Below are 24,074 nucleotides of genomic sequence, written 5' to 3'. Positions count from 1 at the left end.
GGTGTCGGTCGGCGGGTTCAGCGGGCGAGATCGAGCACGGCGTCGTCGACGGACCGTTGACGGCCGATCCGGGCGCCCGTCCACCGGCCGAGGGCGATCTCGGCGGTGATACCGGGACCGAACCCGGCGATCAGTCCCTTGGCACGCTCCGGCGCTCCGCCCTCGTCGAAGAGCCGGGCGAGCGCGTCCAGGACGACCGCGCTGGCGATGTTCCCGTACTCGGTGAGCGTGGCCCGGCTGAACCGGAAGGCCTCCGGCTGCACTCCGAGGTACTTGCAGAGGTCGTCCAGGATGCGCGGGCCGCCGGCGTGGACGATGTAGAAGTCGAGTGCGGAGGCCTCCCAGCCGTGCCGGCCGGCCAGTTCGGTGAGGACGGGCGCGAGCGGCTCCATGGTGCCGGGCACCCGCCTGTCCAGCAGGAAGTGGAAGCCGGTGGCGCGGACGCTGTAGGCGATCCAGTCCTCGGTGTCCGGCACCAGATGGGATCCGTTCCGTTCCAGCCGGATCCCGGTGCCGCCGGTGCCGCGCACCGCGGCTGCGGCCACCGCGTCGCCGAACAGCCCGTTGGACAGCAGCGTTCCGACGCCGAGGTCGGTCGGCTGGTAGCACAGCGAACAGAACTCGCAGGCGACGATGAGCGCGTTGGCCTCCGGGTAGGCGGTGCAGAAGTCGTGCGCCCGGTTGATCGCGCTGCCACCTGCCGCGCAGCCGAGCTGGGCGATCGGCAGCTGCCGGGTGTCGGACCGGAAACCCATGGTGTTGATCAGCCATGCGGTCAGCGAGGGCATCATGAAGCCGGTGCAGGACACGTAGACGATCAGGTCGATGTCACGGACCGTCAGCTCCGCACTGTCCAGCGCACGACGGACGACCTGCGGCACGCGGCGCTTCGCCTCGGCCTCGTACAGCCGGTTGCGGGCCTCGAACCCCGGGTGGCGCAGGGTCTCCTCGATCGGCTGGACGAGGTGTCGCTTGCGCACCCCGGTGTTCTCGATCAGCCGTAACGCCAACGGGAGTTGGGGGTGCCCGGCGTGGAGGGACCGAGCCAGATCGAGGGTCTGCTGCAGAGTGATCACATGCTCGGGCACGGCGACGGCAGGCCGGCACAAGGTAGCCATGGTGGGACATCCCCCGATACGCAAAAGGACGCCCGGCCGAACCCGGCCGGGCGGGGCCGTAGGCGGCCCTGGAGGATCGTTCCCGATCTAGAGGAGTTTGGGCAAACCGGTATGAAACACCCATAACCATGTCATCGGCTCGTCGTCATCCCCTGATGCCGCGTCAACTCCCCCGAGACACCTCCGGACGGGCCCGGGCCCTCGCCGGTACGACACATCGTGGGACGCGATTGTCCGGCCCGTGGTCGTCCCCCTACCCTCGATCACCATGCCGATCTTTGGACGACGCCGAAGTACCACCCCCCGTCTGGCTCCTGAGCTGGACGACGCCGAGCTGGGCAAGGTGTGCAGAGCACTGGGCGCCCCTCGGGTGCAGGGGCACCTCGACCTCTCGGCCGGCCTGGTCGAGCAGCTGCTCCGGGACACGGGCAGGAACTGGGACCTCCGCACACACCGGTTCACCGTGCTCTCCGCGATGGCGCCGCTGGCCCTGGCCCAGGTCTGGCGCAGACAGCGCCCGAAGGACCCGGACGCGTTGCTCTTCCAGGCCTGGACCGCCCTGCAGGAAGGACGCGTAACGGGCAGCCCGGACGACCCGCAGGCGATCGCGGACCGGTGCCGCCGGGCCGCCGAGCTGCTGCCCGAGGACCCGCTGCCATGGGTCTGCCTGCTGGGCGTGCTGCGGCTGCTGCGCCGCCCGGAGGCCGAGGTCTACCCGGTCTGCCAGGAGATCGGGGCGCGGGACCCCTGGAACCGCGAGGCGCACCTGGAGATGCTCGGCTACCTCTCGCCGGACGAGTGCGGCTCCCACAGCCAGGTGATGGACTTCGTCGAGGCCGTCCGGTCCTCGGCGCCGCCCGACTCCCCGGTCGCCGGTGTGGAGCTGGCGATGATCGTCGACCGCTACCGGGCGAACCTGTCGGCCGGCGGTGTGACCGCACTCGGTGCCCGGCACCGCTGGACCCGTCCGGACACCGAGGCCGCTCTGGCGCGGGCCCTGACCACCTGGCCGCAGCCCGGCTTCCTCACCCATGCGGCGGCGGCCGCCGACCTCAACCTGCTGGCCTACGCACTGGTCCAGGCGAACCGACTGCCGCACGCCGCAGAGGTGTTCCGGGCGATCGGTCCGACCGTCACCGCCTGGCCGTGGGAGCAGCACGGGGACCCGCTTCAGCAGTACGTGTACTGGCGGGACCAGGCTCAGCTCGTCTCCGCCTGACCGCACGACGGCTGCGGGTCGCGACGGTGGGGCCACCGGCGCCGGGCCGGACCTCAGCCCGCGGCCTCCACCTCGACCCGCTCCCCGCCGACGCCCGCGAAGTCGAGCAGCAGGCGGCCCTCCGCCTCGGCGCCCGCGACGTCCGCCGGCCGCAGCGGCCCGAACGGCCGCACCCGCAGCACCCCGTCGGCCAGCCGCCAGGAGCCGGCCACCAGCCCGTCCACCAGCAGGGAGCCGAGAACGATCCCGTTGGGCGTCATGACCCGCGGCCGGTACTCCTCCGGCAGCACCCGGGTGCGGTCGGCGTGCGAGAGCAGCAGGTTGTCGAAGGGCGCCAGCAGCCGGACGGGGGCCGGGGTGTCCTCTTCCGGACGCGGCGCCTCCGGCAGGTCGTACAGCGTCCTGCCCTGCTCGTCCCCGAAGGTCTCCAACTGCGGTGCCAGTCGGGCCAGTACGGGGCCCAGCCCGGTCAGCCCGGACCACTTCTGGACGTCGGCGGCGGTGGCGGGGCCGAAGGCGGCCAGGTAGCGCAGGACCATCCGCTCCAGCGAGGGTGACGGGTCGAGGGGCCGGCCGAGCCAGTGCTCGGCGGTGGTGTGGGCGGCCGGCCCGCTGCGTCCCCAGAGTCCGCGTGGCGGGACCTGAACCAGCGCCAGCTCCGCCCGGACCGCCTGGGCCAGCGCCGCCGGGTCGCGGCCGGGGAAGCCCGGTGCGAGCAGCTCGCCGAGCTGCTGGAAGGTCCGGGGCTCCTGCTCTACCAGCTCCCGGGCCCGCGCGGCGATCTCGGCGAGGTCCAGGCCCTCCAGTCGCTTGCCGAAGGTACTGCGCAGCCCACGGTCCAGGACGGGCTGGACCAGCGGACGGAGCGTCAGGCAGTCCTCGGCGGTGACCAGGTGGATGGTGCCCCGCTGGAGACCGACCCGGACCGCCTGGCGCTGTTCGATCAGCTCGGTCAGGTTCTCGGGGCGGAAGCCCTCCAGGCGCGACCAGAGGCCCACGTACGGCGGATCGGGGACGGCCTGCGCCTGCAGGCCGACCAGGTGCCCGACCATGGCGGCCGGGGCCATCGTGGTGCGGGTGAGCAGGTGCTGGCGGGCGAGCAGCGCCCGGCCGAGGGCCCGTCGGGTCAGGATCCCGGTCACGGCCGTGCCCCCAGGACCGTCCGCAGCAGGGCGATCCGGTTGCTGGTCAGCGAGTCGACACCGGCGTCGAGCAGCCGTCTCATGGTGCGGCGCCGGTCCACCGTCCAGGTGCTGACGGCCACTCCGGCCTCGTGGGCCGCCTCGACGTACGCGCGGTCGACCAGGCCGAACGGCGGGTTGACGTAGTACGGCCGGAGGTCGTCCAGCAGCGGGCGGGAGGGCAGCCGGGGATGCCGCCAGGTGAGGGCGAGTTCGGCGTCCGCCGTACGCTCGCGGACGGCGAGCATGGCGGCGACCGGACCGCAGTAGGCGACCCGGCTCTCGGCGCCGAGGCCGGTGACGGCGGCCAGGGTGGCGGCCACCGGCCCGGGCTCGTCGAGGTCGATCAGCAGCCGGGCCCCGGTGGTCTCACCGACCGCCTTGAGCACCTCGGCGAGGGTCGGCACCCGCACGCCGGGGCTGCCGATGGCGCTCAGCTGGTCCAGGGTGAGGGCACCGACCGGGCGCGGGTCGCGCCAGAGGCGCTCCAGCGTCCGGTCGTGCAGCAGGACGGGTACGCCGTCCCTGGTGAGCTGGACGTCCACCTCGACGGCGTCGGCGCCGGCCGCGAGCGCGGACTCCACCGAGGCCAGGGTGTTCTCGCGGAAGCGGTACGGATCGCCCCGGTGGGCGACGGCAAGGACGGGCACGGAGATCCTCACTCGACGGGGTGGCGGGCCGTCAGCTGCGCTCGACCACCACGTTGGTGGACTTGATGACGGCGGTGGCGGGGGCGCCCGGCACCAGGTTGAGCTCCTCGGCCGACTCCCGGCTGATCAGCGAGACGACCCGGAACGGCCCGGCCTGGATCTCCACCTGGGCGGCCACATCGCCCAGGATCACGTCGGTGACGATGCCGGGGAAGCGGTTGCGGGCGGAGGAGGGGCGGCCCTCGGCCTCGGCGTTCTCGGGTTTGGCGAGCTCGCGGGCGAAGGCTGCCAACTGGGCTCCGGCGATGATCCGGTGGCCGTGCTCGTCGCGCTCGGCGGCGAGCCGGCCCGCGTCGACCCAGCGCCGCATGGTGTCGGCGCTGACGCCGAGCATCGCCGCGGCCTCGCCGATGCGATAGTTGTTGACCGGCCGGTCGGGCTGGCCCATGGGGCACTCCTGGCGATCGCTCCGAATGCTGTCCCCGCCATCCTGCCGTACGGCGCGGTGCGGACGCGAAGCAGGATCGGGTAGCCCTGGAGTTGTCGACTCGAGCCGGCCAAGGGCGTCCGCCAGTAGGCGGGCACCCGATCAGGTTCGGGCATCCCAGGGGCGTGGGGGCACCTCCCGGCCGAAGGCTGGGGGAGAACTGCGCGAAGCGGGAGACTGCAGGCCGTTGCCTTCCGATTCTCGCGCAGTTCCCCGCGCCCCCTGGGGTTGCTCCGATCCGAGCAGCTAGGGCTCCCCGAAGAGGTCCCGGCGGACCGCGTCGCCTGCCGTGAGCACCGCACCCGCCAGGACCGCCCCGCCGCCGGCCGTCCCGGCGCGGACCTCCGTACGCAGGGGTGAGAGCCCCGCCAGCCGGCGTTCGACCAGGCTCGCCAGGTCCGCGCCGCCGGCCCGGCCGACCTCGCCGCCCAGGACCAGGCAGCCGGGGTCGAGCACCACACAGACGGCCGCCGCACCGACCGCGATCCGCTCGGCCAGCTCCGTCAGGAACGCCGCACCGGCCGGCCCCCCGCCGACTGCGGCCCGTACCACCGCCTCGGCCTGCGGCGCCTGGCCGCTCTCGGGCACCGGGAGCCCGTGCCGGCGGGCCAGCTCGCAGATCGCCTGGCTGCCCACCAGCGAGTGGAAGCCGCCCTCGCAGCCGGTCGCGCTGGGCAGGGTGACGGTGCCGGGCACGGGCAGGAAGCCGATCTCCCCGGTGCCGCCGGAGGCGCCCCGGCGCAGCCGCCCGTCCAGCATGACGGAGGCGCCGACGCCGTGGCCGAGCCAGAGCAGGACGAAGGTGTCGCGGTCGCGGGCCGCGCCGATCCGGTGTTCGGCGATGCCGGCCAGGTTGACCTCGTTCTCCAGGATCACCTCGGTGCCGGGCAGGGCGCGCAGGGCGGCCAGCAGCTCGGTGTGCCAGCGCGGGAGCTTGCCGGAGTTGCCCAGTTCGCCGGTGGCCGGGTCGACGAGGCCGGGTGCGCCGACGGCGACGGTGTGCAGCCGGTCGGCGCCGACCGACCGGGCGGTCTCCAGCAGCGTGCCGACGGTACGGTCCGCCAGGTCGTCGGAGCCGGGCTGGGCCGGGATCTCGGCGGTGGCCAGCGTACGGCCCGTCAGGTCGGCGACGACCAGGGTGACGCCGGTGGAGCGTACGTCGATGCCGCCGAGGTGCGCGCGGTCCGCGACCAGGGCGTACAGCCGCGCGTTCGGGCCGCGGCGCTGTTCACCGCGCTCGCCGACCATCGCGACCAGCCCGCCGCGCTGCAGCCGCTCCAGCAGGTCGGCCACGGTGGGCCGGGAGAGCCCCGTCAGGGTGCGCAGCTCGGGCGCGGTCAGGGGGCCCTGACTGAGCAGCAGGTTGAGCGCCAGCCGGTCGTTGATGGCGCGGGCGGTGCTCGGGGTGGCCGTGCGCGCGGTGGTCATGAGGAAGCATCTTTCCAGAGGTTTCTATCAGGGTCCCTGCCTGATAGTTTAGCGACACACCACCACGACGGGGAGGGGACGAGAATGGACCAGGACAGGCAGAGCGTCAGGCGGGCCAGAGTGAGCATCGCTCTGGTCTTCGCCGTGCACGGCGCCGTCACCGGCAGCTTCGTCACCCGCATCCCGTGGATCCAGGACCACCTGGACCTCAGCCCGGGCCAGCTCGGGCTGGCGCTGGTCACCCCCGCCCTGGGCGCCTCGCTCGCGATGCCGCTGGCCGGGCGTTTCGTGCACCGCTACGGCGCCCGCGCCGCCGTCCGGGGCCTGATGACGCTCTGGTGCCTGGCCCTCGCGCTGCCCGCCCTCGCCCCCAATCTCCCCGTGCTCTGCCTGGCCCTGTTCACGTACGGCGCGACGGCCGGCATGGCCGACGTGGCGATGAACGCCCAGGGCGTGGAGGTGGAGCAGCGACTCGGCCGCTCGATCATGTCCGGACTGCACGGGATGTGGAGCGCGGGCGGCCTGGTCGCCTCCGGCTTCGGCGTGCTGGCGGCGCATCAGCAGTTCGACGCGCGCCTGCAGCTCGCCGTCACCGCCCTCGTTCTGACGGCCCTCACCCAGCTGGTCTGCGGCGGCCTGCTCGACGTCCGCCCTGAGGCGGAGGCCGAGGCTCCCCCGCGCTTCGCGCTGCCGCCGCGCTCGGCGCTGGCGATCGGCCTGGTCGGCTTCTGCGCCGTCTTCGCCGAGGGCGCCAGCATGGACTGGGGCGGTGTCTACCTGCGCGACGTCACCGGCTCCTCGGCCAGTACGGCTGCCGCCTGCTACACCGCCTTCGCCGCCACCATGACCATCGCCCGCCTCGCGGGGGACCTGCTGATCCGCCGCTTCGGCCCGGTCCGCGCGGTGCGCCTGAGCGGGGCCGTCGCCACGCTCGGCGGCGTGCTCGTGGTGGCGGCGGACACGCCGTACCTCGCCATCCCGGGGTTCGCCCTGATCGGCATCGGCATCGCGGTGGTCGTCCCGCTGGCCTTCGCTGCGGCCGGCCGCAGCGGCCCCAACCCGAGCCAGGCGATCGCGGGCGTCGCCACCATCACGTACACCTCCGGCCTGGTCGCCCCGGCCGTGATCGGCGCGATCGCCCAGGCCAGCTCGCTCACCGTCTCCTTCGCCGTGGTGACGGCGCTCACCGCCTGTCTGGTGGTGAGCGCCGGCGCCCTGCGGCAGAGCTCCCCGTCCAAGAAGTCGCCCGAGCCCGTCAGCCTTCAACGCGCCGGGTGAGGTCGACGGGCAGGGCCGGCCCAGGGGCCGCGAAGCGGGTGACTGCCACCTGCAGGACCACCGCGGTGACCGGACGGCCGGGCCCCAATGCCCCGAATCGGGTGGTGTGGTCGCCAAGGTGACGACCTCCGCCCCGACGGTGTCGCTGCGGCTGCCCGGCGCGAACCAGCAGTACCGCCTCACCTGCCGCGTCCAGACGGGCCCGACCACGCTCGGCACGGTCGCGCTCGACCAGGACACAGTCGCCCGTGACCCGAGGATCCCGGCGCCGATGATCGACCAGGAGGCCGCGGCCACGGCAGAGCTGATGACCGACTTCCGCGGGTACGTCATCGAGGCGGCGGCCGGCACCGGCGCAAACGGCATCACCTCGCTCTTCCTGGCCTCGCTTCTGCGGAACGAGATCGCCAACACACCACCGCTCCCCGGCCAGTCGCCCCGCGCGGCGCGGGAGCGGGAACTCGCCCGTTCCGACGCCGCGGTCCGTGAGCGGGAGCGTGGCGGTGCACCCGAGGCCGATGTCCTCAACGCGTCGATCGGCGTCGGACAGATCAAGCCGAGCACAGCGGCGACGGTCACGGGCGCGACCCCGTGGGTGGAACAGGACCGCAACGACCGGGAACCCGGCCGCAGACGCGCCCTGGCGAACTACCTGGGCCTGAGTCCCGCGCAGCAGCGGGAGATCCTCACCCTCCTTGCCTGGCCGCGCGGCAACATCACGACGGCGGCGCGGCTGCTGGCCCGCCTGAAGAACCGGTCCAATCGTTACCCCGGCCTGACGCAGGCGGCGTTCGGCGCCAATGAGCGCGCAGTGAAGATCGTCGCCACCGAGTACAACATCGGCGCGTCCACGACGCATGAGGCCCTCGCCCAGCCGAGTACTTACGGCGACACGGTGTGGACGAACATGCAGGATCCGCTGATGCGGCAGTTCTTCCCCTGACAGGTCACAGGGCGCGATCGCGGGCGTCGTCGACCGGCGCGACGTCCCTGATCAGTTCACCAACGTGGTGGCCACCACGGCAACCGCGAATTCCGGCACCGCAACGCCCAGCGCCCGCCTGCTGGCCGTCGCCGTCGCCGAACACGTCGAGACCACCGTCGACCCCCACCGCTGACGGCGCCTCGACCCGGGCATGGCATCCTCGCTCCCATGCCCACGCCCGTGAACGCCCCAGCTCAGCCGCCATCCGACCCCGTCGGCCGCAACCCTGTCGGCGCGCACGTCCCGGTCGCCGGGCGCGGGCTGGTCGGCACCGGGCTGGCGTACGCGCGGCGGGTCGGGGCGGAGGCGGTGCAGGTCTTCGTGGCCAACCCGCGCGGCTGGGCCACGCCCGCGGGCGATCCGGTGCGGGACGCGGAGTTCCGCGCGGCCTGCGCGGCGGAGGGCATCCCGGCGTACGTGCACGCGCCCTACCTCATCAACTTCGGCTCCGACAGCCCCGCGACCAGGGAGCACTCGGCCGAGTCGCTGCGCCACTCGCTCCGGCGCGGGCACGAGATCGGCGCCCTCGGCGTCGTGGTGCACACCGGCTCCGCCGTGGGCGGCTCGCGGTACGCGGAGGCCATGGCCCAGGTACGGGAGGACGTCCGGCCGCTGCTTGACGAGTTGGACGCGCTCGGCGAGGACACCCCCTGGCTGCTCCTCGAACCGACCGCCGGGCAGGGAAACTCGCTCTGCTCCCGGATGGAGGACCTGGCCGCGTACGCCGAGGCTCTGGACCACCACCCGAAGGTCGGTGTCTGCCTCGACACCTGCCACGCCTTCGCGGCCGGCCACGATCTGGCGGCACCCGGCGGCACGGCCGAGACCCTGGACGCGCTCGTGGCGGCCGTCGGCCCCGGCCGGCTGCGCCTGATCCACGCCAACGACTCGATGGACCTGGTCGGCGCCCGCAAGGACCGGCATGCCAACATCGGCGCCGGGCACATCGGCGCCGCCGCCTTCGGTGAACTCCTCGCGCACCCGGCCACCGAGGGCGTACCGCTGATCATCGAGACCCCCGACGGCCGCCACGACCCCCAGCGCGTCGAGGGCGCCCGCCACGCCCAGGACATCGCGCTCCTCAAGGACCTGCGGGCCAAGGCGGGCCCCGCCTTCCCGTAGCGGCGCAGCGGGCGGACAATGGGCGGCTTCACGTCATCCAAGGAGGAGGCCAGGTGTTCCGCCGCTGGTGGTTCGTCAGGCTGTTGCGCGACGCCGGGCCCGAACAGCGCTCACCCGGCCGTCGGCTGTCGAAGGATCAGCAGGAGCTCGTGCTGCGCGAGTGGGAGGTCCTGCGCGACCGGCTGACCGGCTTCGCGAGCGAGCGGGTCGCGGCGGCGGGTGACATCTTCCGGGCCGCCGAGCTGCGGCTGCCGCCCGAGGAGGAGGCCGCCCGGCGCGACTACCTCTGGGCCCTGGAGGCCTACGAGGCGGCGGGCAAGCTCCTCGACGAGGCCTCGGACCTGCCGGACCTGACGGCGGCGGTCGTGCTCGCCGAGCGGGCGGTGGAGCGCCTCGCCGCAGCTCACGCCGCCCATGCGGGCGTCCGGCCCGGCCCGCCCGTCGTGCGCTGCTTCTACAACCCGCTGCACGCGCCCGTGCCGCCAACGCCCACCAGGAGCCCCAAGCGGGAACGGCAGCGCCGCAGGCTCGGCGCCCGGGAGGCGGCCGCCGACCGCCGACCCGCCTGCACCGCCTGCCGACGGGCCATCCTGGCCGGCCAGACACCCGACGTCCTGCCCGCCCTGCTCCCGGCCGGCGCCGCCGGGCGCAAATCGCCTCGCGTGCTGGTGCCGTACTACGCGGTGCCGCAGCAGTGGTCGCCGTGGGCGGCCACCGGCTGCGGCGCGTACGACGACCGGGCGCCCGCCCTGGTGCTGCGCGGGGAGCACCGGCGGAGGGTCTGAGCGAAGACCGACCGGCCAATGGTGAGGCAGCGGGGTAGCCAGAGGCATGCCTGACCGCATGCCCGAGATCGGCCGGACAGGCTTTAGGCTCACCAGGTGTCCGAAGCCCCCCGCCCCGCCCGCGCGCCCCGGCTGCGGCTGGCCCTGCTGCTGGCGGTCCTCGCCGCCGCGGCCGGCTCGCTGCTGCTCTGGGACCCGACGCAGCTGCTGGCGGCCGGCGCGCCCGGGCTGTGGCGGCTGCCCGCCTTCCTCGCCGTCTACGCCCTGGCCACGCTGGCGTTCGTGCCCAAGCCAGCCCTGAACGCGGCCGCCGGGTTGCTGCTCGGCGTCGGCCAGGGCCTGCCCCTCGCCGTCGCCGGCACCACCCTCGGCGCGGTGGTCGCCTTCGGCCTCGGCCGGGCGCTCGGCCGGGACGCACTGCGCCCGCTGCTCAAGGCCAGGGCGCTGGCGGCGCTGGACCGTCGGCTCACCGAGCAGGGCTTCCGCAGCGTGCTGCTGCTCCGGCTGATCCCCGGCATCCCGTTCCAGGCCGCCAACTACGGCGCGGCCTTCTCGGGCGTACGGGCCGCGCCGTTCGCCGCCGCCACCGCGCTGGGCGTGGTGCCGGGCACCGCCGCGTACGTCGTCGCGGGCGCCAGCGCGGACTCGCCCGGCTCGCCCGCCTTCCTCGTCTCCGCCAGCGTGATCGCCCTGATGGGCGCACTGAGCCTGGCCTCCCTCTGGCGCTCCTCCCGCCGATCCCGGGCCCTCGCCTGACAGGGCCCTGGAGTGACAGGGCCCTGGAGTGACGGGGCCCTGGAGTGACCCGGCCCTGGCCTGACGAGGCATCACCCGTCTCGCGCCAGCTCCCCCGGCTCGCCCGAGAAGACGACCCGCCCCCGGTGCAGCTCATGGACCAGGGCCTCCGGGGCCAGCGTCCGGGGCAGGACCTGAGCCGCGACCACCACCGTCCGGCCCTCGCGGGCGGCGTCGAGCAGCAGCCCGTGCAGCCGCGCGGTCACCGCCGGGGCCAACCCCCGGTCCGGTTCGTCCAGCAGCAGCAGGCGGGGCCGGCCGAGCAGCGCCCGGCCAAGCGCCACCAGTTGCTGCTGACCGCCCGACAGCGTCCCCGCCTGCCGGTCGAGCAGCTCGGCGAGCTCCGGGAAGATCTCCCCGGCGGCTTCCTCCCCACCCCCCGGCCCCGGCAGCCGCAGGTTCTCCGCGACGGTCAGCGAAGCGAACACCGCCCGCTCGGCGGGGACCATCGCCAGCCCGAGCCGGGCCCGGCGGTAGGCGTCGACGCCGCTCACCTCCCGGCCGCGCCACAGCACCCGCCCGGCCGACGGCCTCAGCACGCCCGCCAGTGCGGACAGCGCGGTCGTCCGCCCCGACCCGTTGCGTCCCAGCAGCACGGTGACCCGGCCTGCGGGGAAGGCCAGGTCCACGCCGTGCAGGGCCTCCAGCGGGCCGTAGCGCACCCGCACCCCGCGCAGCTCCGCCTCCACCGTCACCTGATCCCCGCCTCTCCCCACGCGCTGCCGACCCGAGGATCGGCCAGCACCGCGGCCGTCGGGCCGTGAGCCAGCACCCGGCCCGCCGCCATCGCGTACACGACGTCGGCCAGCTCCGCGACCAGCTCGGTGTCGTGCTCCACCAGGAGGAGCGCCATCCCCTCCGCGGCCAGCGCCCGCAGCACGGCGCCCAGCCGGGCGGTCTCGGCCGCATCGAGCCCGGCCGTCGGCTCGTCCAGCAGCAGGACCTTGGGCGTGGCAGCCAGCGCCCGGGCCAGCTCCAGCAGGCGCAGCGTCCCGGCGGGCAGGTCGCCGGCGGGCAGGTCCCGCACGGCTGCGAGGCCGAGCAGGGCGAGCGCCCGGTCCGTCGCGACCCCCGCCTGCTCGCTGCCCGGAGCGGGCAGCCCCAGCAGTCCCCGGACCAGCCCGCCGGCGTGCTGCTCGGCGCCGACTCGGACGTTCGCCGCGACACTGAGGGTCGGGAAGACCGCGATCTGCTGGAAGGTGCGGGCCAGACCCAGCCGGGCGCGAGCGTGTTCGGGCAGCCGGGTGATGTCCCGCCCGCCGAGCAGCACCCGGCCTGCCTCGGGGCGGGCGGTGCCGCTCAGGCAGTCGAAGAGGGTGCTCTTGCCGGCGCCGTTCGGGCCGATCAGCGCGGTGATCCGGCCGGGCGGGACGGCGAGGTCGACACCGTCGACGGCCGTGATCCCGCCGAAGCGCCGCACCACCCCACGGGCCGTCAGCCGGACGCTGTTCCCCGCGCTGCTCACCGCCGCGCCTCCGCATCCTGCTGCCGTCGGGTGATCAGCTCCCGGACGCGCACGCCCACCGGGCTGAGCCGCTCGGCCGACCACCCGACGCGAGCCGCCTCAAGGCCTGCCGGCCCGGGACGCGCCGCCCGGGCGGTGCGAGCGGCCACCCCCGCCAGTCCGCCCGGCATCCGTCCGAGGGCCATCGCCAGCGCGCCCACCACCACCGCCGACACCCCGGCCTCGGTGCCGGCGTCCAGGCCGATCAGCAGCGCGGCCGCCAGCACGGCGCCGACGGCGCTGTCCGCGCCCGCGACCACCACGGTGGCGAACCAGACCAGGCCCAGCACCGGGTCGAACGCCGCCGCGTCGAACGCCCGCCCCGCGAGGCCCATCAAGGCCCCGCCCAGAGCCGCGAGCCCGGCCCCTGCGGTGAAGGCGAGCAGCTTGAGCCGCGGTACGTCCACACCGGCCGCCGAGGCTCCGGCCTGGTGGTCCCGCATCGCCGTCAGGGCCCGCCCCAGCCGCCCGCGGTGCAGGTTGCGAACCACCAGCAGCCCGGCACCGAGCAGCACCAACTCGGCGGCGTAGAAGGCCCGGTCACCCTCCAGGAAGGCCGGCCGGTCGAGGGTGAGCCCGGTGGTCGCGTACGGCTGGTCGAAGACGAACCGGCTCATCGCCGTACCGACCGCGAAGGTCACCAGGGCCAGCGCGAGACCGCTCCGCCGGATGGCCGGCCAGCCGGTGAGCAGCCCCAGCGGCGCGGTGGCGAGGACGGCGAGCAGCAGCGCCGGGACGGCGGGCATGGCGGGGAGTCCGGGGATCCGGCCCGACATCAGCAGCGCCGTCCCGAGGGCGCCGAGCCCCGCGTAGCCGGCCTGCCCGAGCGAGACCTGCCCGCCGTAGCCGGTCACCACCACCACCGAGAGCAGGACCAGGGCGAGCGCCGGTACGAGCAGGGCCCGGCGCAGGTCGTCACCCTGGAAGCCGAGCGGCAGCAGGACCAGCACCACGCAGGCGGCCCGCGCCGCCGCGCCCTTTCCAGCTCCGCGCACGGTCCCGCCGCCGGCCGGGCCGCCGCCGAGCGCGCCGGCGTCGCCGGTCCCCGCCCAGAGCGCCGCGACCAGCAGCGCGATCACGAAGAGGTTCGTCTGCACCGCCTGGACCAGCGGCAGCAGGTTCCCGGCGGGCCGCAGCCTGGTCAGCTCGCTCTGGAGGATCCCGAGTCCCAGCCCGGTGACCACGGCCACCGGAAGACTCCGCAGCCGGGCCGCGACGGCCACCGCCATCGTCTCCATGACCAGCAGCGGCAGCCCGTACGGGTCGAGCAGCAGGTACGGCGCCAGCAGCACCCCGACCAGACCGGCAGCGAAGGAGCCGAAGGCCCATCCGGCCGAGGAGACCCGGTCGGCGTCCACCCCGGCGAGTTCGGCGAGCCGCCGGTTGTCGACCACGGCGCGCAGCTGGGTGCCGAAGGCGGTGAAGCGGGTGACGGCGGCCACCCCGAGGGCGAGGACGAGGACCGTGCCGAGCTCCACCGCGGTGTCGAGGCGCAGTACGTGCCCGCCGGGCAGGGTGATCGGCGTGGACGGGACCAGGGACGGTACGTCCGAGAGCGGTGCCGTGCCCCAGACGAGCACCACGGTGCCGATGAGCAGCACGAACACCCCGAGGCAGGCCACCATCGTCTCGGCAGGGCCCGCGCCGCGCCGTTGCAGGGGGCGGAAGACCAGGACGTCCAGCAGGACGCCCAGTGCCGGGGCGGCGATCAGCAGGCAGAAGACGGCCGCCAGGCCGGTCGGCCAGTGCTGCACCACCACCAGCTCGCGCAGCAGGTAGGCGGTGGCCATCGCCTGGGCGCCCTGCGCGAGGTTGAGCACACCGGTCGCCCGGTGGGTGACCACCAGACCGATACCGCTGAGTGCGGCGGCGCTGCCCACGGTGAGCCCGGCGAGGGCGAGGTCCACCGTGAGGCTGAGGGAGTCGGAGTCCGCCATGAGGGGTCAGTCCGTGTCGCCGGGCGGCGGGCCGGGGTCGCAGACGGGGCAGGGGGCGAGGCCGCGCTCCCTCACCCGGTCGGCGTCGACGGTCTCGGCCCGGTCCTTGCCGGCCGCCAGCGGGCAGCCTCGGCGGTGGTAGAGCGTCCCTTCCGGCAGGGCCAGCAGTCCCGCCTCGCCCGGCCGCTGCTCCTCGGACGGGGCCTCGACGGCCGTTCGGGGCTCCTCCGCCGGCTCGACCAGCAGGGCGTAGAGCCGCTCGACCCGGCGGTCCGTCAGGTCGTTCCCACCCCCGCGGCCCGAGGGACGCGCGGTCACCAGGACGGCGCCGGCCACGATCAGCGCGGCCCCGGGCACGGTCGCCGAGGCCAGGTAGGGCAGCTGCCGGGCGGCGAACCGCTCGCCCGAGACGCCGTACCAGCCGATCACGCAGAGCACCACGCCGGCCGCCGCGATGAACCAACCGGGCCACTCGCGCAGCGCTCGGACGAAGGAGCGAAGTCCACCTGCCACTCGGGCCGAGGCCGTCGGCTTGATGGCACTCTGCCCGGTTTCTCCCTCAAATTGCGATTCGCCCATAGATCCGCCTTCATGGTGTCAGTTGAGACGTTTCCAGGAACAGCCTGGACCAGCACCCCGGACACACCGGCTCGGAGCGGTGGAATCCAGTGGAGATCCGCCGAATGCCCTGCCCGGGCCCGGACACCGACGGTGAGAGAGCCCATGGACATGACGCAGAGCGAGAAGCAGCAGCACCGGCAGCAGGACGTGCCCGATCCGGGCCCTCGACCCGGCCCCAGGAGCGGCAGACGGGTCGCGGGCGCCCTACTGGCTCTCCTGCTGACCGCCACCGCCGTGGCCTGCAGCAGCAGCAAGAGCTCGTCGTCGGCGTCGCCGTCGGCGTCTGCGAGCGCTTCCGCCTCTGCCAGTGCCTCCCCGAGTGCCTCGGCGAGCGGCAGTGCCCCCGCCGACCAGGCCGCGGCCGCGGCCCAGGTCAAGCAGAACTGGGAGAAGTTCTTCGACCCGTCGACCACGCTGACTGACAAGGCGGCCCTGCTGGAGAACGGCGACCAGCTGCTGCCCCTCCTCCAGGGCTTCTCCCAGGACCCCCGGGTCGGCCAGGTGAAGGCGGAGGTGACCAACGTCGCCTTCACCTCGCCCACCACCGCCGACGTCACGTACTCGCTCTCCCTGCAGGGGACCGTGGTGGAGCCCAGCGCCAGCGGCAAGGCCGTGCTGGTGGACGGCACCTGGAAGGTCTCCCGGGCGACCCTGTGCGGCCTGGTCACCCAGAGCGGGGCGACCGCGCTCCCCGGATGCAGCTGACCGTGTTCCGCCGCGCCGCCGACGCGTACCCGCGTCGGCGGCCTCGGACGTCCGCACGTCCCACGGACGGCGCAACCCGCCGGACGATTTCCGCGGCCCGCCTCCTTGCCGGGGTCTGCGCCGCCGGTGTGCTCCTCGCCGGGTGCGGCAGCCGCCTGCCGGAGAGCGACTTCGCGCCGGGGCCGGCCACGCCCGCTCCCGGCGGCGCGACCGACACGGGCGTCACCCCGACCGAGATCCGCATCGGCATCGTCACCTCCCGCACGAGCCCCGTCGGCAGCGAGACCTTCAGCGGCCCGCTGTTCGGCGCCCAGGCCTTCTTCCGCTCCCTCAACGACCGAGGCGGCCTGCACGGACGCACCGTCAAGGTCCTGACCTGCGACGACAGCGGCAGCGGCGTCGGCAACCAGGACTGCGTGCACCAGCTGACCGACCGCGACCAGGTCTTCGCGTTCTCCTCCGGCAGCGTCCTGAACTACGCGGGCGCCCCGTACGTCAGCGGCAAGGCCGTCCCGGACGTCGGAGGCCAGCCGATCGGCACGGCGTACGAGCGCTGGCCGCACCTCTACGGCATCTACGGCAGCAGCGCGCCGCGCGACGGCCGCGCGGTGGGCTGGAACGGGACGCTGTACCAGACCCCCGAGATCTACCGCTTCTTCAAGGAGCGGCTGGATGCGCGGAGCGCCGCCGTGGTGGCCTACAACCAGGCCGACTCCGCCCGCTACGCCAACCAGCTGGTCCAGGGCCTCACGGCGGAGGGCTACCGCGTCCTGCGCCAGACGGTGGACTTCGCGCTGCCGGACTTCCAGTCGGTGGCCGCCGCCGTCAAGGCGGACGGCTCGCAGCTGGTGCTGGACGCGATGGACACCCGCGGCAACGCGGCGCTCTGCCGTGCGCTGGACGCCGCCGGGGTTCGGATCGCGGCCAAGGTGACCAACGTCCAGAACTGGTCGGAGTCCGTCCGCGAGGACTACCGCGCCTCGCCGACCTGTCGCAACGCCCTGTGGGCGACCTCCGCCAGCCGCAACTACGAGGACGTCCGCTACCCGGCGGTCAAGGAGTTCCGCGACGCCATGACCCGGTGGTACCCGGACCGCGAGAACCTGCTGTCGGCCTGGGAGTTGGAGGGGTGGGCCGGCGCCCAGTGGCTCACCGACGCGATGGACTCCTGCGGTACCGGGCTGACCCGCGAGTGCGTCGAGCGCTTCATGAACCGTACCGAGCCCTACGACGCCCACGGGCTGCTGCTGCCCGCCTCCTTCGTCCCCACCCCGCCGCCCACCGGCACCACCAGGGCCTGCCTGAACGCGGCCCGGTGGCAGGACACCGCGTACGCCGGGCACGGCGGCTGGGTCACCGAGGTCGCCGACATGACGACCACCTGCTTCGACGTCCCCGAGCTCCCCTACCGGCCGTGACCGCCCTGCGGCGAGGGCCGTGCTGCGGACAATTCGGTACCGCCTGTCGGTGGTCTACGCCAGGATGGCCGACATGACGACACCCCGCATCGATCCCCCCATGGCCGCCGACGAGACGGCGATGCTGTCCGCCTGGCTCGACTTCCACCGCGCGACGCTCGCCCTCAAGTGCGAGGGCCTGACGGCCGACCAGCTCCGGCTGCGCTCCGTCCCGCCGTCCACCCTCTCGCTGCTCGGCCTGGTGCGGCACATGGCCGAGGTCGAGCAGCACTGGTTCGTCGGCATCCTCGGCGGAGACGAGCTCACCCAGGGCATCTACTGGTCCGAGGAGGACCCGGACGGCGACTTCAACGGCGTCGACACGGCCGATCCGGCCGAGGCCTTCGCCACCTGGCAGGAGCAGATCGAGCTGGCCAGGGCCGCGGCCGCCGGGCTTCCGCTGGAGACGGTGGGCAAGCGGCAGCGCCGGGGCGAGGACGTCACGCTGCGCTGGATCCTGGTCCACATGATCGAGGAGTACGCGCGCCACAACGGACACGCGGACCTGCTGCGGGAACTGGTCGACGGCACCACCGGGGAGTGAAGCCGTTACATTACTGTTGACAGATAGTCAACTATTGCCTGACGTACGCCGATATGGTCTACGCGCGCAACCGTATGTCGACCTGCGGCGTCGCAACAGGTGTCTCCAGAGCCTGCACGCCACAACTCGTACGGCGGTCGCGAGCAGGCACCGGAGCGGTGATCAGTGCGATACTCGGACAGTTCCGACGAGTGGATGACGTGTCAAAAGGGCGCGGACACCCGGGGGACGAGTACGGGACGAGGCAGGGAGGCGCGGCAATGGGAGCACTTCGCGACGAGCACCACAACGGGTGGCTGATGCCCTCCGGTAACTACCCGGCCGCGGTGTACGACGACCCGTGGGCGACGCAGGAGACGGTTCCCGCCGTGCCGGCGCCGGCGAAGATCGTCTCCCTGAAGCCGACCGGCTTCGAGGCGGCCCGCGTGGTCGGCGAGCACATCCGCTCGGGCACCCCGGTCGTCATGGACCTCACCGAGATGAGCGACGCCGAGGCGAAGCGCATGGTCGACTTCGCGTCCGGGCTGGTCTTCGGCACCCAGGGCGGGATCGAGCGGATCGCCCGCCGGGTCTTCCTGCTCACCCCGGCCGATGTCGAGGTCACCGTGATCGACCGGCCGCTCGACGACTCGGGCTTCTACAACCAGAGCTGACCCGAACCGCTTCTTCGACCGGGGACGACATGTGTCGTCCCCGGTTTTTTGCTGTCTCGCGTGAGTCGCACGAGAAAAGAATGAGACATCCATGTCTCATCTGACCTACACTCGACGCATGGCTACTGACCGCGACTCCGTCCTCGAAGCCGCCGTCGGCGTGCTCTCCCGTCGTCCGACGGCGCACCTCGACGAGATCGCCCGTGCGGCGGGGATCAGCCGTGCCACGCTGCACCGGATCTTCCCGGGCCGCGAGGCCCTGATCCGCGAGGTCGGCGCGCGCGGGCTGCGCAAGTTCGCGGCGGCGCTGGACACCGCCGAGATCGAGTCCGGTGACGCCCAGGCGGCCCTGCGCCGGCTGGTCGACGCCGTCGTCCCGGACGCCGCGCTCTGCGCCTTCCTGGCGGGCGAGAACCAGCTGTACGACGACCCCGAGATCAACGAGCTCTGGGAGATCCAGGACGCCCGGGTCCGCGCACTCTTCCTGCGCGGCCAGCAGCAGGGCGTGTTCCGGATCGAGCTCTCGGCCGGCTGGCTCAGCGAGGCCTTCTTCGACCTCGTCGCCGGCGTCGGCTGGGCCGTCCAGGACGGCCGCCTCGCACCCCGTGACAGTGCCTACTCGCTCGCCGAGCTCTTCCTCGGCGGCGCCCTCAGGAGCCCTGACCAGTCATGACCACCCCCTTCCAGGCCGGCCCCCGTCGGCGCTGGGCCGGCCTCGCCGTCCTGGTCCTGTCGGTGAGCCTGGTCGCCATCGACGCGACCGTCCTGTCCCTCGCCATCCCCTCCATCAGCGAGACCCTGCGCCCCACCGGCACCCAGCTGCTCTGGATCGGCGACAGCTACTCCTTCGTGCTGGCAGGTCTGCTGGTCAGCATGGGTGCCCTGAGCGACCGAATAGGCCGTAAGAAGCTGCTGCTGCTCGGCTCCTCGGCGTTCGGCGCCGCCTCCCTGCTCGCCGCGTACGCGCCCGGCCCGGGCTGGCTGATCATCGCCCGGGCGCTGCTCGGCGTCGCCGGGGCGACGATCATGCCGTCCACCCTGTCCCTGATCCGCAGCCTCTTCCCGGACGCCCGGGAGCGCGCCACCGCGATCGGCATCTGGGGCGCCGGCGCCACCGCCGGCGCCGCGCTCGGCCCGCTGGTCGGCGGGGTGCTGCTCGAGCACTTCTGGTGGGGCTCGGTCTTCCTGCTCAACCTGCCCGTGCTCGCCCTGCTGCTCGGCCTGGGTGCCTGGCTGCTGCCGGAGTCCAGGGACCCGAAGCCGGGCAGCTGGGACGTGCTCAGCGTGCTGCTGTCACTGACCGGCGTGATCGGCGTGGTGTACGCGATCAAGGAGGCCGCCGCCGACGGCCTCGCGCACTGGTCCGTTCCCGTGGCCTTCGTGCTCGGTGCGGCGGCGCTGACCGTCTTCGTCCGCCGCCAGCTGCGCCTGCCGGCCCCGCTGCTGGACGTCCGGCTCTTCGCCAACCCGCGCTTCACGGCGGCCGTGCTCGGCTCGCTCACCGCCCTGATCGGGCTCTCCGGCGTGGTGTTCTTCATGTCCCAGTACCTGCAGCTGGTGCGCGGATACTCGCCGCTGGCCGCCGGTGTCGCCGAGATGCCCGCCTTCGTCGGCGCGGTGGTCGGCGGACTGCTGACGGCCCAGCTGGCCCGCCGCACGGGCGCCAGGGCCACCCTGGTCGGCGGCCTGTTCGTGATGGGCGCGGGCATCGCGCTGCTCGGCTGGGTCCAGCAGGACAGCACCTACCTGCTGCTCGGCACGGCCTTCCTGGCCGTCGGCACCGCCGAGGGCGTGGTCTACACCCTCGCCGCCGACCTGGTGCTCGGCGCGGCCCCCGCCGACAAGTCCGGCGCCGCCTCGGCCGTCTCCGAGACCGCGTACGAACTCGGCACTGCGCTCGGCATCGCCCTGGTCGGCTCCGTCGTGACCGCGATCTACGCCGGCAGCCTGGCGATCCCGGCCGGGACGGACCCCGGCGCCGCGGCACAGGCGAAGGAGTCGATCGGCGGGGCGGTCGAGGCCGCCGGTGCGCTGTCTCCCGAGCTCGGCGGGCCGCTGCTGGCCCGGGCGCAGGACGCCTTCGTGCACGGGATGAACACCGCCGCCCTGCTCGCGGCGGGGCTGCTCTTCGTGGCGGCCGCCACCGCGTGGTACCTGCTGCGCAGCAGGCCGGGGGTCGAGGCCCGGGCCGAGCAGCCCGAGCTGGTGGCCTGAGGCCGGGTCAGCGGCCGAGCGGGAGCTCCAGTTCGGCCCAGACGACCTTGCCCTCCTTGGTCGGGCGGGTGCCCCAGCGGTGGGCCAGTTCGCTGACCAGGTGCATACCGCGGCCGCCCTCGTCCTCCTCGGCCGAGCTGCGCACCCGCGGCGCCTGGCCTCCCGAGTCGGCCACCTCCACCGTCAGGGTGCGGTCGCGGAACAGCCGCAGCCGGCGCGGCGCCTCCGCGTGCAGCAGGGCGTTGGTGACCAGTTCGCTGACCATCAGTTCGGCGAAGTCGGAGAGCGCCGAGAGGCCCCACTCGCGCAGCTTGGCGCGAGTGAATCGGCGGGCCAGGCTGGGCAGCGGGCCGTCCCCGGAGAGGGGGAGGGTGGCGATGCGGTCACTGGGGACGGGCAGCGCCCGCGCCATGATCATGGCGATGTCGTCCTCGGTGCCGTCGGTCACCAGCGCGGCGAGCACCGCGTCGCAGTTCTCCTCCAGGGTCCGGCCGCGCCCCGCGAGGGTGCGCGAGAGCAGGCCGATGCCCTCGTCGATGTCCTGGCCCCGCCGCTCGACCAGGCCGTCGGTGTAGAGGGCGACCAGGCCGCCGTTCGGGAGGGTGAACTCGGTGCTCTCGAAGGCCACCCCGCCGACCCCGAGCGGCACGCCCGGCGGCATGTCCACCGTCCGCGCGCTGCCGTCGGGGGCGAGCCAGACGGGTGGGAGGTGGCCGGCCGCGGCGACCGTACAGGTCCGGTCGACCGGGTCGTAGACCGCGCAGATGCAGGTCGCGAACTGGCCCTCGCCGATGCCCATGGCCGTCTCGTCCAGCCGGGTCAGCACCTGCTCGGGCGGCATGTCGAGGGTGGCCAGCGTACGGGCGACGGTGCGCAGTTGGCCCATCGTCGCGGCGGCCCTGATGCCGTGGCCCATCACGTCGCCGACCACCAGCGCGACCCGGCCGCAGGAGAGCGGCACCACGTCGAACCAGTCGCCGCCGACCTCGCTGACCACGCTGCTGGGCAGGTAGCGGTAGGCGATCTCCAGGCCGAGGGTGCGGTGGATCTCCTGCGGCAGCAGGCTGCGCTGCAGGGTCAGCGCGGTCTCCCGTTCGCGCCGGTAGAGCCTGGCGTTGTCGAGCGCGATCGCCGCGCGGGCGACCAGTTCCTCGGCGAGCTCGACGTCGGCGGCGGTGAACGGCTCCGGATTGCGCATCCGGACGAACTCCGCGCCGCCCAGCACCATGCCCCGCGCCAGGATCGGCACCATCAGGTACGAGTGGACACCGGCCTCCATGCTCGGGGCGACCCGGGTCTTCTCCGAGATCAGCCCCGAGAGGATCTCCTCGTCGACGTGCGCTCTGAGCAGCGGCCGGCCACTGCGCAGGCACTCGGTGTAGACCCGCTTGGAGTCGTACTCGGAGGTCTCCCCCACCGCGTCGGCGGCCGTGGTCATCCCGGACTCGTAGGCCTCGCCGACGGCCACGGCGCGTAGCTTCACCCCGCGGTCGGGGGCCAGCTGGGACGGCTCCTCACCGCGCAGCACCGGCTCCAGGAGGTCGACGGTGGCGAAGTCGGCGAAGCGCGGGACGACGGCCTCGATCAGCTCCTCGGCAGTGCGCTGCAGGTCCAGGGTGGTGCCGATCGCGGCGGTGGCCTCGGCGAGCAGGGACAGGCGCTCCTGGGCGCGGGCCGCGCGGGCCTCCGCCTGGAAGCGCTCGGTCACGTCGATGATCGAGGAGCTGACGCCGAGGACCCGGCCGGTGGTGTCCTCCAGCCGGAAGTAGGAGGCGGACCAGGCACGGTCGCGGCGTGGGTCGCTCGGTGTGCGGCCGTGCGACCGGGCGTCGACGATGGGCCGTCCGGTGGTCAGCACCTGCCGCATCACGGCCTCGATCTCGGTGCTGTTGATGCCCGGCAGGACGGAGCTGATCCGCCGTCCGAGGTGGTCGCCGATCGGGATGCCGTTGATCCGGGCGAGGGCGTCGTTGAGCCGGACGTACCGCAGGTCCGTGTCGTAGACGGCCATCCCGATCGGGGACTGGGTGAAGAAGCCGTCCAGCACCGCGAGGTCCGCCTCGACCTGGCGAAGTGCCTTGACGTCGGAGGCGGTGGCCAGCAGCAGCTGCAGGCCACCCGGTCCTGCGATCGGGTAGGTGTGGAACTCCAGCTCGACCTTGTGCCCGTCCCGGTGCCGGACGGGAAGGACGCCGGACCAGCCCCGGCCCTCCATGATCCGGTCGAAGAGCGCCTGCATCTCGGCCCGTGCGGACTCGGGCACGAGCAGCCGGGAGGCGTACGCGCCCACGGCCTCCTCGGCGGTGAAGCCGGTCAGGGACTCGGCGTCCTCGCTCCAGTGCAGGATCCGGCCGTCCCCCTCGACCAGGGCGGTCGCCAGCGGGACGAGGCGGTGCCCCTCCAGACGCGCCGAGGCGGCGCCTGCCGCGTCCCGGCCGGCGCCGTCTGGGGCGGACCACTCGAATCCGTGCATGATCAGGAAACCACCTGCCAGTGTCCTTCCCGGTCCGGACCGGCCCAATCCGGCTTCCACCAGACAGACTGCACGGAGCCGTGCGACTCGGCGACTCCTCGCGACCGAAACCGTCCCAGGGGCTCCGCCGGTAGGTGGGGCAGCTGGGTGACCACTACTGGGGCGCGGGGAACTGCGCGCAGCGGCAGGGCATAGGTCGGTGCCTTCCGGTCTCGCGCAGTTCCCCGCGCCCCTGGGGGTACCCCGCCGCTCACGTACTGGACGTCCGACGCGGTCAGCCGGCCGGGGGTGCGGCCAGGACGGCGTCCAGGATGCGTGCCCACTGGCGGACGACTCCCGTGCGGCGGGGGCCGTCGTCGGTCAGCAGATTGGCGAGGCCGAGGCCGCGGGCCATGTCCATGGTGGCCTGGACGGTCTCCCGGACACCCGGCGTGCTCTCCGCCGCGCCGAGGAACTCCACCGCCGCCCGGTGGGACTCGCGGCCGACGTGGTTCTCCAGCGCGATGATCCGCTCGCGCAGCGGCTCCTCGGTGGCGGCGGCCACCCACAGGTGCAGCGCGGCCCGGAACAGCGGGCCGGTGTAGAGGCGGACGATCATCTCGACCACCGCCTCCGTCCGGGCGGGTCCGGCGGGCGGCAGCTCACCGGTGTCCGCCCGGACGGCTGCGAGCCGCTCGGCGGTGACGTGCTCGACGGCCGCGGTGAAGAGGTCCTCCCGGGTCGGGAAGTGGTGCTGGGCCGCGCCCCGGGTGACTCCGGCGCGCTCCGCCACCACCGTCACCGTGCTGCCGTTCCACCCCAGCTCGGCGAGACACTCCACAGCCGCCTCCAGCAGCCGGCGCCGGGTGGCGCGGCTGCGGCTCTGCTGCGGGAGGCGGGAGGCGGCGGGGGTGGCGGCGGCGGGGGTGGTCATGGCTG

Annotated in this window: 21 protein-coding genes and 1 pseudogene; 12 read left to right on the top strand and 10 right to left on the bottom strand. The window is 73.9% G+C overall.

Going from position 1 to position 24,074, the window contains the following annotated elements; all coding sequences use genetic code 11:
- Positions 1–17: 17 nt before the first annotated feature.
- Positions 18–1,118 carry a type III polyketide synthase gene (locus FB465_RS32930; protein ID WP_145796481.1) on the bottom strand — a complete coding sequence of 367 codons (1,101 nt, stop codon included), beginning with the start codon at positions 1,116–1,118 and terminating at the stop codon, positions 18–20.
- A 268-nt stretch (positions 1,119–1,386) separates the two neighbouring features.
- On the opposite strand from FB465_RS32930, the gene FB465_RS32925 reads away from it, so the two are divergent.
- A complete protein-coding gene (locus tag FB465_RS32925; protein WP_145796480.1) occupies positions 1,387–2,337 on the top strand; it encodes a hypothetical protein in 951 nt (316 codons plus the stop codon).
- A gap of 53 nt (positions 2,338–2,390) precedes the next feature.
- Here the strand turns inward: FB465_RS32925 and FB465_RS32920 are convergent, their stop codons facing one another.
- The 4 genes from FB465_RS32920 to FB465_RS32905 all read right to left on the bottom strand — a co-directional run bounded on the left by FB465_RS32920 (position 2,391) and on the right by FB465_RS32905 (position 6,083).
- The gene (locus FB465_RS32920) at positions 2,391–3,479 is read right to left on the bottom strand and encodes a winged helix DNA-binding domain-containing protein (protein ID WP_170290743.1); all 1,089 of its coding nucleotides are present in this window, start codon (positions 3,477–3,479) and stop codon (positions 2,391–2,393) included.
- Positions 3,476–4,168, bottom strand: coding sequence for a glycerophosphodiester phosphodiesterase (locus tag FB465_RS32915; RefSeq protein ID WP_145796478.1), 693 nt, complete (start codon positions 4,166–4,168; stop codon positions 3,476–3,478). The genes FB465_RS32920 and FB465_RS32915 overlap by 4 nt, the downstream gene beginning before the upstream one ends.
- 31 nt (positions 4,169–4,199) lie before the next feature.
- Positions 4,200–4,616 carry a TOBE domain-containing protein gene (locus tag FB465_RS32910; protein ID WP_211785907.1) on the bottom strand — a complete coding sequence of 139 codons (417 nt, stop codon included), beginning with the start codon at positions 4,614–4,616 and terminating at the stop codon, positions 4,200–4,202.
- A 285-nt stretch (positions 4,617–4,901) separates the two neighbouring features.
- On the bottom strand, positions 4,902–6,083 hold the full coding sequence (locus FB465_RS32905; RefSeq protein ID WP_145796476.1) for an ROK family transcriptional regulator: 1,182 nt from the start codon (positions 6,081–6,083) through the stop codon (positions 4,902–4,904).
- A gap of 84 nt (positions 6,084–6,167) precedes the next feature.
- On the opposite strand from FB465_RS32905, the gene FB465_RS32900 reads away from it, so the two are divergent.
- The 5 genes from FB465_RS32900 to FB465_RS32880 all read left to right on the top strand — a co-directional run bounded on the left by FB465_RS32900 (position 6,168) and on the right by FB465_RS32880 (position 11,009).
- Positions 6,168–7,361: an MFS transporter gene (locus FB465_RS32900; RefSeq protein ID WP_145796474.1), complete on the top strand. Its 1,194-nt coding sequence runs from the start codon at positions 6,168–6,170 to the stop codon at positions 7,359–7,361.
- A gap of 271 nt (positions 7,362–7,632) precedes the next feature.
- A complete protein-coding gene (locus FB465_RS32895; protein WP_170290742.1) occupies positions 7,633–8,304 on the top strand; it encodes a hypothetical protein in 672 nt (223 codons plus the stop codon).
- A gap of 210 nt (positions 8,305–8,514) precedes the next feature.
- The gene (locus FB465_RS32890; protein ID WP_145796471.1) at positions 8,515–9,468 is read left to right on the top strand and encodes a deoxyribonuclease IV; all 954 of its coding nucleotides are present in this window, start codon (positions 8,515–8,517) and stop codon (positions 9,466–9,468) included.
- Positions 9,469–9,521: 53 nt separating this feature from the next.
- Positions 9,522–10,253, top strand: a complete 732-nt coding sequence (locus FB465_RS32885) for a hypothetical protein (RefSeq protein WP_145796469.1) — start codon at positions 9,522–9,524, stop codon at positions 10,251–10,253.
- Positions 10,254–10,349: 96 nt separating this feature from the next.
- Entirely contained in the window at positions 10,350–11,009 is a 660-nt protein-coding gene (locus tag FB465_RS32880; RefSeq protein ID WP_145796467.1) for a TVP38/TMEM64 family protein, read from the top strand.
- Positions 11,010–11,080: 71 nt separating this feature from the next.
- On the opposite strand, the gene FB465_RS32875 is transcribed toward FB465_RS32880, so the two are convergent.
- The 3 genes and pseudogenes from FB465_RS32875 to FB465_RS32865 form a co-directional block, all read right to left on the bottom strand.
- A complete protein-coding gene (locus FB465_RS32875) occupies positions 11,081–11,743 on the bottom strand; it encodes an ATP-binding cassette domain-containing protein (RefSeq protein WP_145796466.1) in 663 nt (220 codons plus the stop codon).
- Positions 11,740–14,489 (bottom strand): annotated as a pseudogene (locus FB465_RS32870) (ABC transporter permease subunit). The gene FB465_RS32875 and the pseudogene FB465_RS32870 overlap by 4 nt, the downstream one beginning before the upstream one ends.
- 6 nt (positions 14,490–14,495) lie before the next feature.
- Positions 14,496–15,002: a hypothetical protein gene (locus tag FB465_RS32865; protein WP_425461228.1), complete on the bottom strand. Its 507-nt coding sequence runs from the start codon at positions 15,000–15,002 to the stop codon at positions 14,496–14,498.
- A 210-nt stretch (positions 15,003–15,212) separates the two neighbouring features.
- On the opposite strand from FB465_RS32865, the gene FB465_RS32860 reads away from it, so the two are divergent.
- From FB465_RS32860 to FB465_RS32835, 6 genes are all read left to right on the top strand, one after another.
- Entirely contained in the window at positions 15,213–15,815 is a 603-nt protein-coding gene (locus tag FB465_RS32860; RefSeq protein ID WP_246193022.1) for an MTB12 C-terminal domain-containing protein, read from the top strand.
- Entirely contained in the window at positions 15,806–17,233 is a 1,428-nt protein-coding gene (locus tag FB465_RS32855) for an ABC transporter substrate-binding protein (RefSeq protein ID WP_145796464.1), read from the top strand. The genes FB465_RS32860 and FB465_RS32855 overlap by 10 nt, the downstream gene beginning before the upstream one ends.
- A gap of 73 nt (positions 17,234–17,306) precedes the next feature.
- On the top strand, positions 17,307–17,816 hold the full coding sequence (locus FB465_RS32850; RefSeq protein ID WP_145796463.1) for a DinB family protein: 510 nt from the start codon (positions 17,307–17,309) through the stop codon (positions 17,814–17,816).
- A gap of 260 nt (positions 17,817–18,076) precedes the next feature.
- On the top strand, positions 18,077–18,469 hold the full coding sequence (locus FB465_RS32845; RefSeq protein WP_170290741.1) for a cell division protein SepF: 393 nt from the start codon (positions 18,077–18,079) through the stop codon (positions 18,467–18,469).
- A gap of 118 nt (positions 18,470–18,587) precedes the next feature.
- Positions 18,588–19,142, top strand: a complete 555-nt coding sequence (locus tag FB465_RS32840; protein ID WP_145796459.1) for a TetR/AcrR family transcriptional regulator — start codon at positions 18,588–18,590, stop codon at positions 19,140–19,142.
- Positions 19,139–20,683, top strand: coding sequence for an MFS transporter (locus FB465_RS32835; protein WP_145796458.1), 1,545 nt, complete (start codon positions 19,139–19,141; stop codon positions 20,681–20,683). Before FB465_RS32840 ends, FB465_RS32835 begins: the two co-directional genes overlap by 4 nt.
- Positions 20,684–20,690: 7 nt before the next feature.
- On the opposite strand, the gene FB465_RS32830 is transcribed toward FB465_RS32835, so the two are convergent.
- Entirely contained in the window at positions 20,691–23,156 is a 2,466-nt protein-coding gene (locus FB465_RS32830) for a SpoIIE family protein phosphatase (protein ID WP_145796456.1), read from the bottom strand.
- Between the two features lie 274 nt (positions 23,157–23,430).
- Positions 23,431–24,069: a TetR/AcrR family transcriptional regulator gene (locus FB465_RS32825; RefSeq protein WP_145796454.1), complete on the bottom strand. Its 639-nt coding sequence runs from the start codon at positions 24,067–24,069 to the stop codon at positions 23,431–23,433.
- Positions 24,070–24,074 lie beyond the last annotated feature (5 nt).

The sequence above is a fragment of the Kitasatospora atroaurantiaca genome (genome assembly GCF_007828955.1).
Lineage (GTDB): Bacteria > Actinomycetota > Actinomycetes > Streptomycetales > Streptomycetaceae > Kitasatospora > Kitasatospora atroaurantiaca.
The sequence above is the reverse complement of the archived record's forward strand: the minus strand, read 5'-3'. Positions and strand labels throughout refer to the sequence as shown.

Excerpts from the sequence above, each read along its gene's own strand:
- FB465_RS32930 (WP_145796481.1), bottom strand. The coding sequence starts at position 1,118 with ATGGCTACCTTGTGCCGGCCTGCCGTCGCCGTGCCCGAGCATGTGATC.
- FB465_RS32925 (WP_145796480.1), top strand. The coding sequence starts at position 1,387 with ATGCCGATCTTTGGACGACGCCGAAGTACCACCCCCCGTCTGGCTCCT.
- FB465_RS32910 (WP_211785907.1), bottom strand. The coding sequence starts at position 4,616 with ATGGGCCAGCCCGACCGGCCGGTCAACAACTATCGCATCGGCGAGGCC.
- FB465_RS32905 (WP_145796476.1), bottom strand. The coding sequence starts at position 6,083 with ATGACCACCGCGCGCACGGCCACCCCGAGCACCGCCCGCGCCATCAAC.
- FB465_RS32900 (WP_145796474.1), top strand. The coding sequence starts at position 6,168 with ATGGACCAGGACAGGCAGAGCGTCAGGCGGGCCAGAGTGAGCATCGCT.
- FB465_RS32895 (WP_170290742.1), top strand. The coding sequence starts at position 7,633 with ATGATCGACCAGGAGGCCGCGGCCACGGCAGAGCTGATGACCGACTTC.
- FB465_RS32890 (WP_145796471.1), top strand. The coding sequence starts at position 8,515 with ATGCCCACGCCCGTGAACGCCCCAGCTCAGCCGCCATCCGACCCCGTC.
- FB465_RS32860 (WP_246193022.1), top strand. The coding sequence starts at position 15,213 with ATGGACATGACGCAGAGCGAGAAGCAGCAGCACCGGCAGCAGGACGTG.
- FB465_RS32855 (WP_145796464.1), top strand. The coding sequence starts at position 15,806 with ATGCAGCTGACCGTGTTCCGCCGCGCCGCCGACGCGTACCCGCGTCGG.
- FB465_RS32850 (WP_145796463.1), top strand. The coding sequence starts at position 17,307 with ATGACGACACCCCGCATCGATCCCCCCATGGCCGCCGACGAGACGGCG.
- FB465_RS32845 (WP_170290741.1), top strand. The coding sequence starts at position 18,077 with ATGGGAGCACTTCGCGACGAGCACCACAACGGGTGGCTGATGCCCTCC.
- FB465_RS32840 (WP_145796459.1), top strand. The coding sequence starts at position 18,588 with ATGGCTACTGACCGCGACTCCGTCCTCGAAGCCGCCGTCGGCGTGCTC.
- FB465_RS32835 (WP_145796458.1), top strand. The coding sequence starts at position 19,139 with ATGACCACCCCCTTCCAGGCCGGCCCCCGTCGGCGCTGGGCCGGCCTC.
- FB465_RS32830 (WP_145796456.1), bottom strand. The coding sequence starts at position 23,156 with ATGCACGGATTCGAGTGGTCCGCCCCAGACGGCGCCGGCCGGGACGCG.
- FB465_RS32825 (WP_145796454.1), bottom strand. The coding sequence starts at position 24,069 with ATGACCACCCCCGCCGCCGCCACCCCCGCCGCCTCCCGCCTCCCGCAG.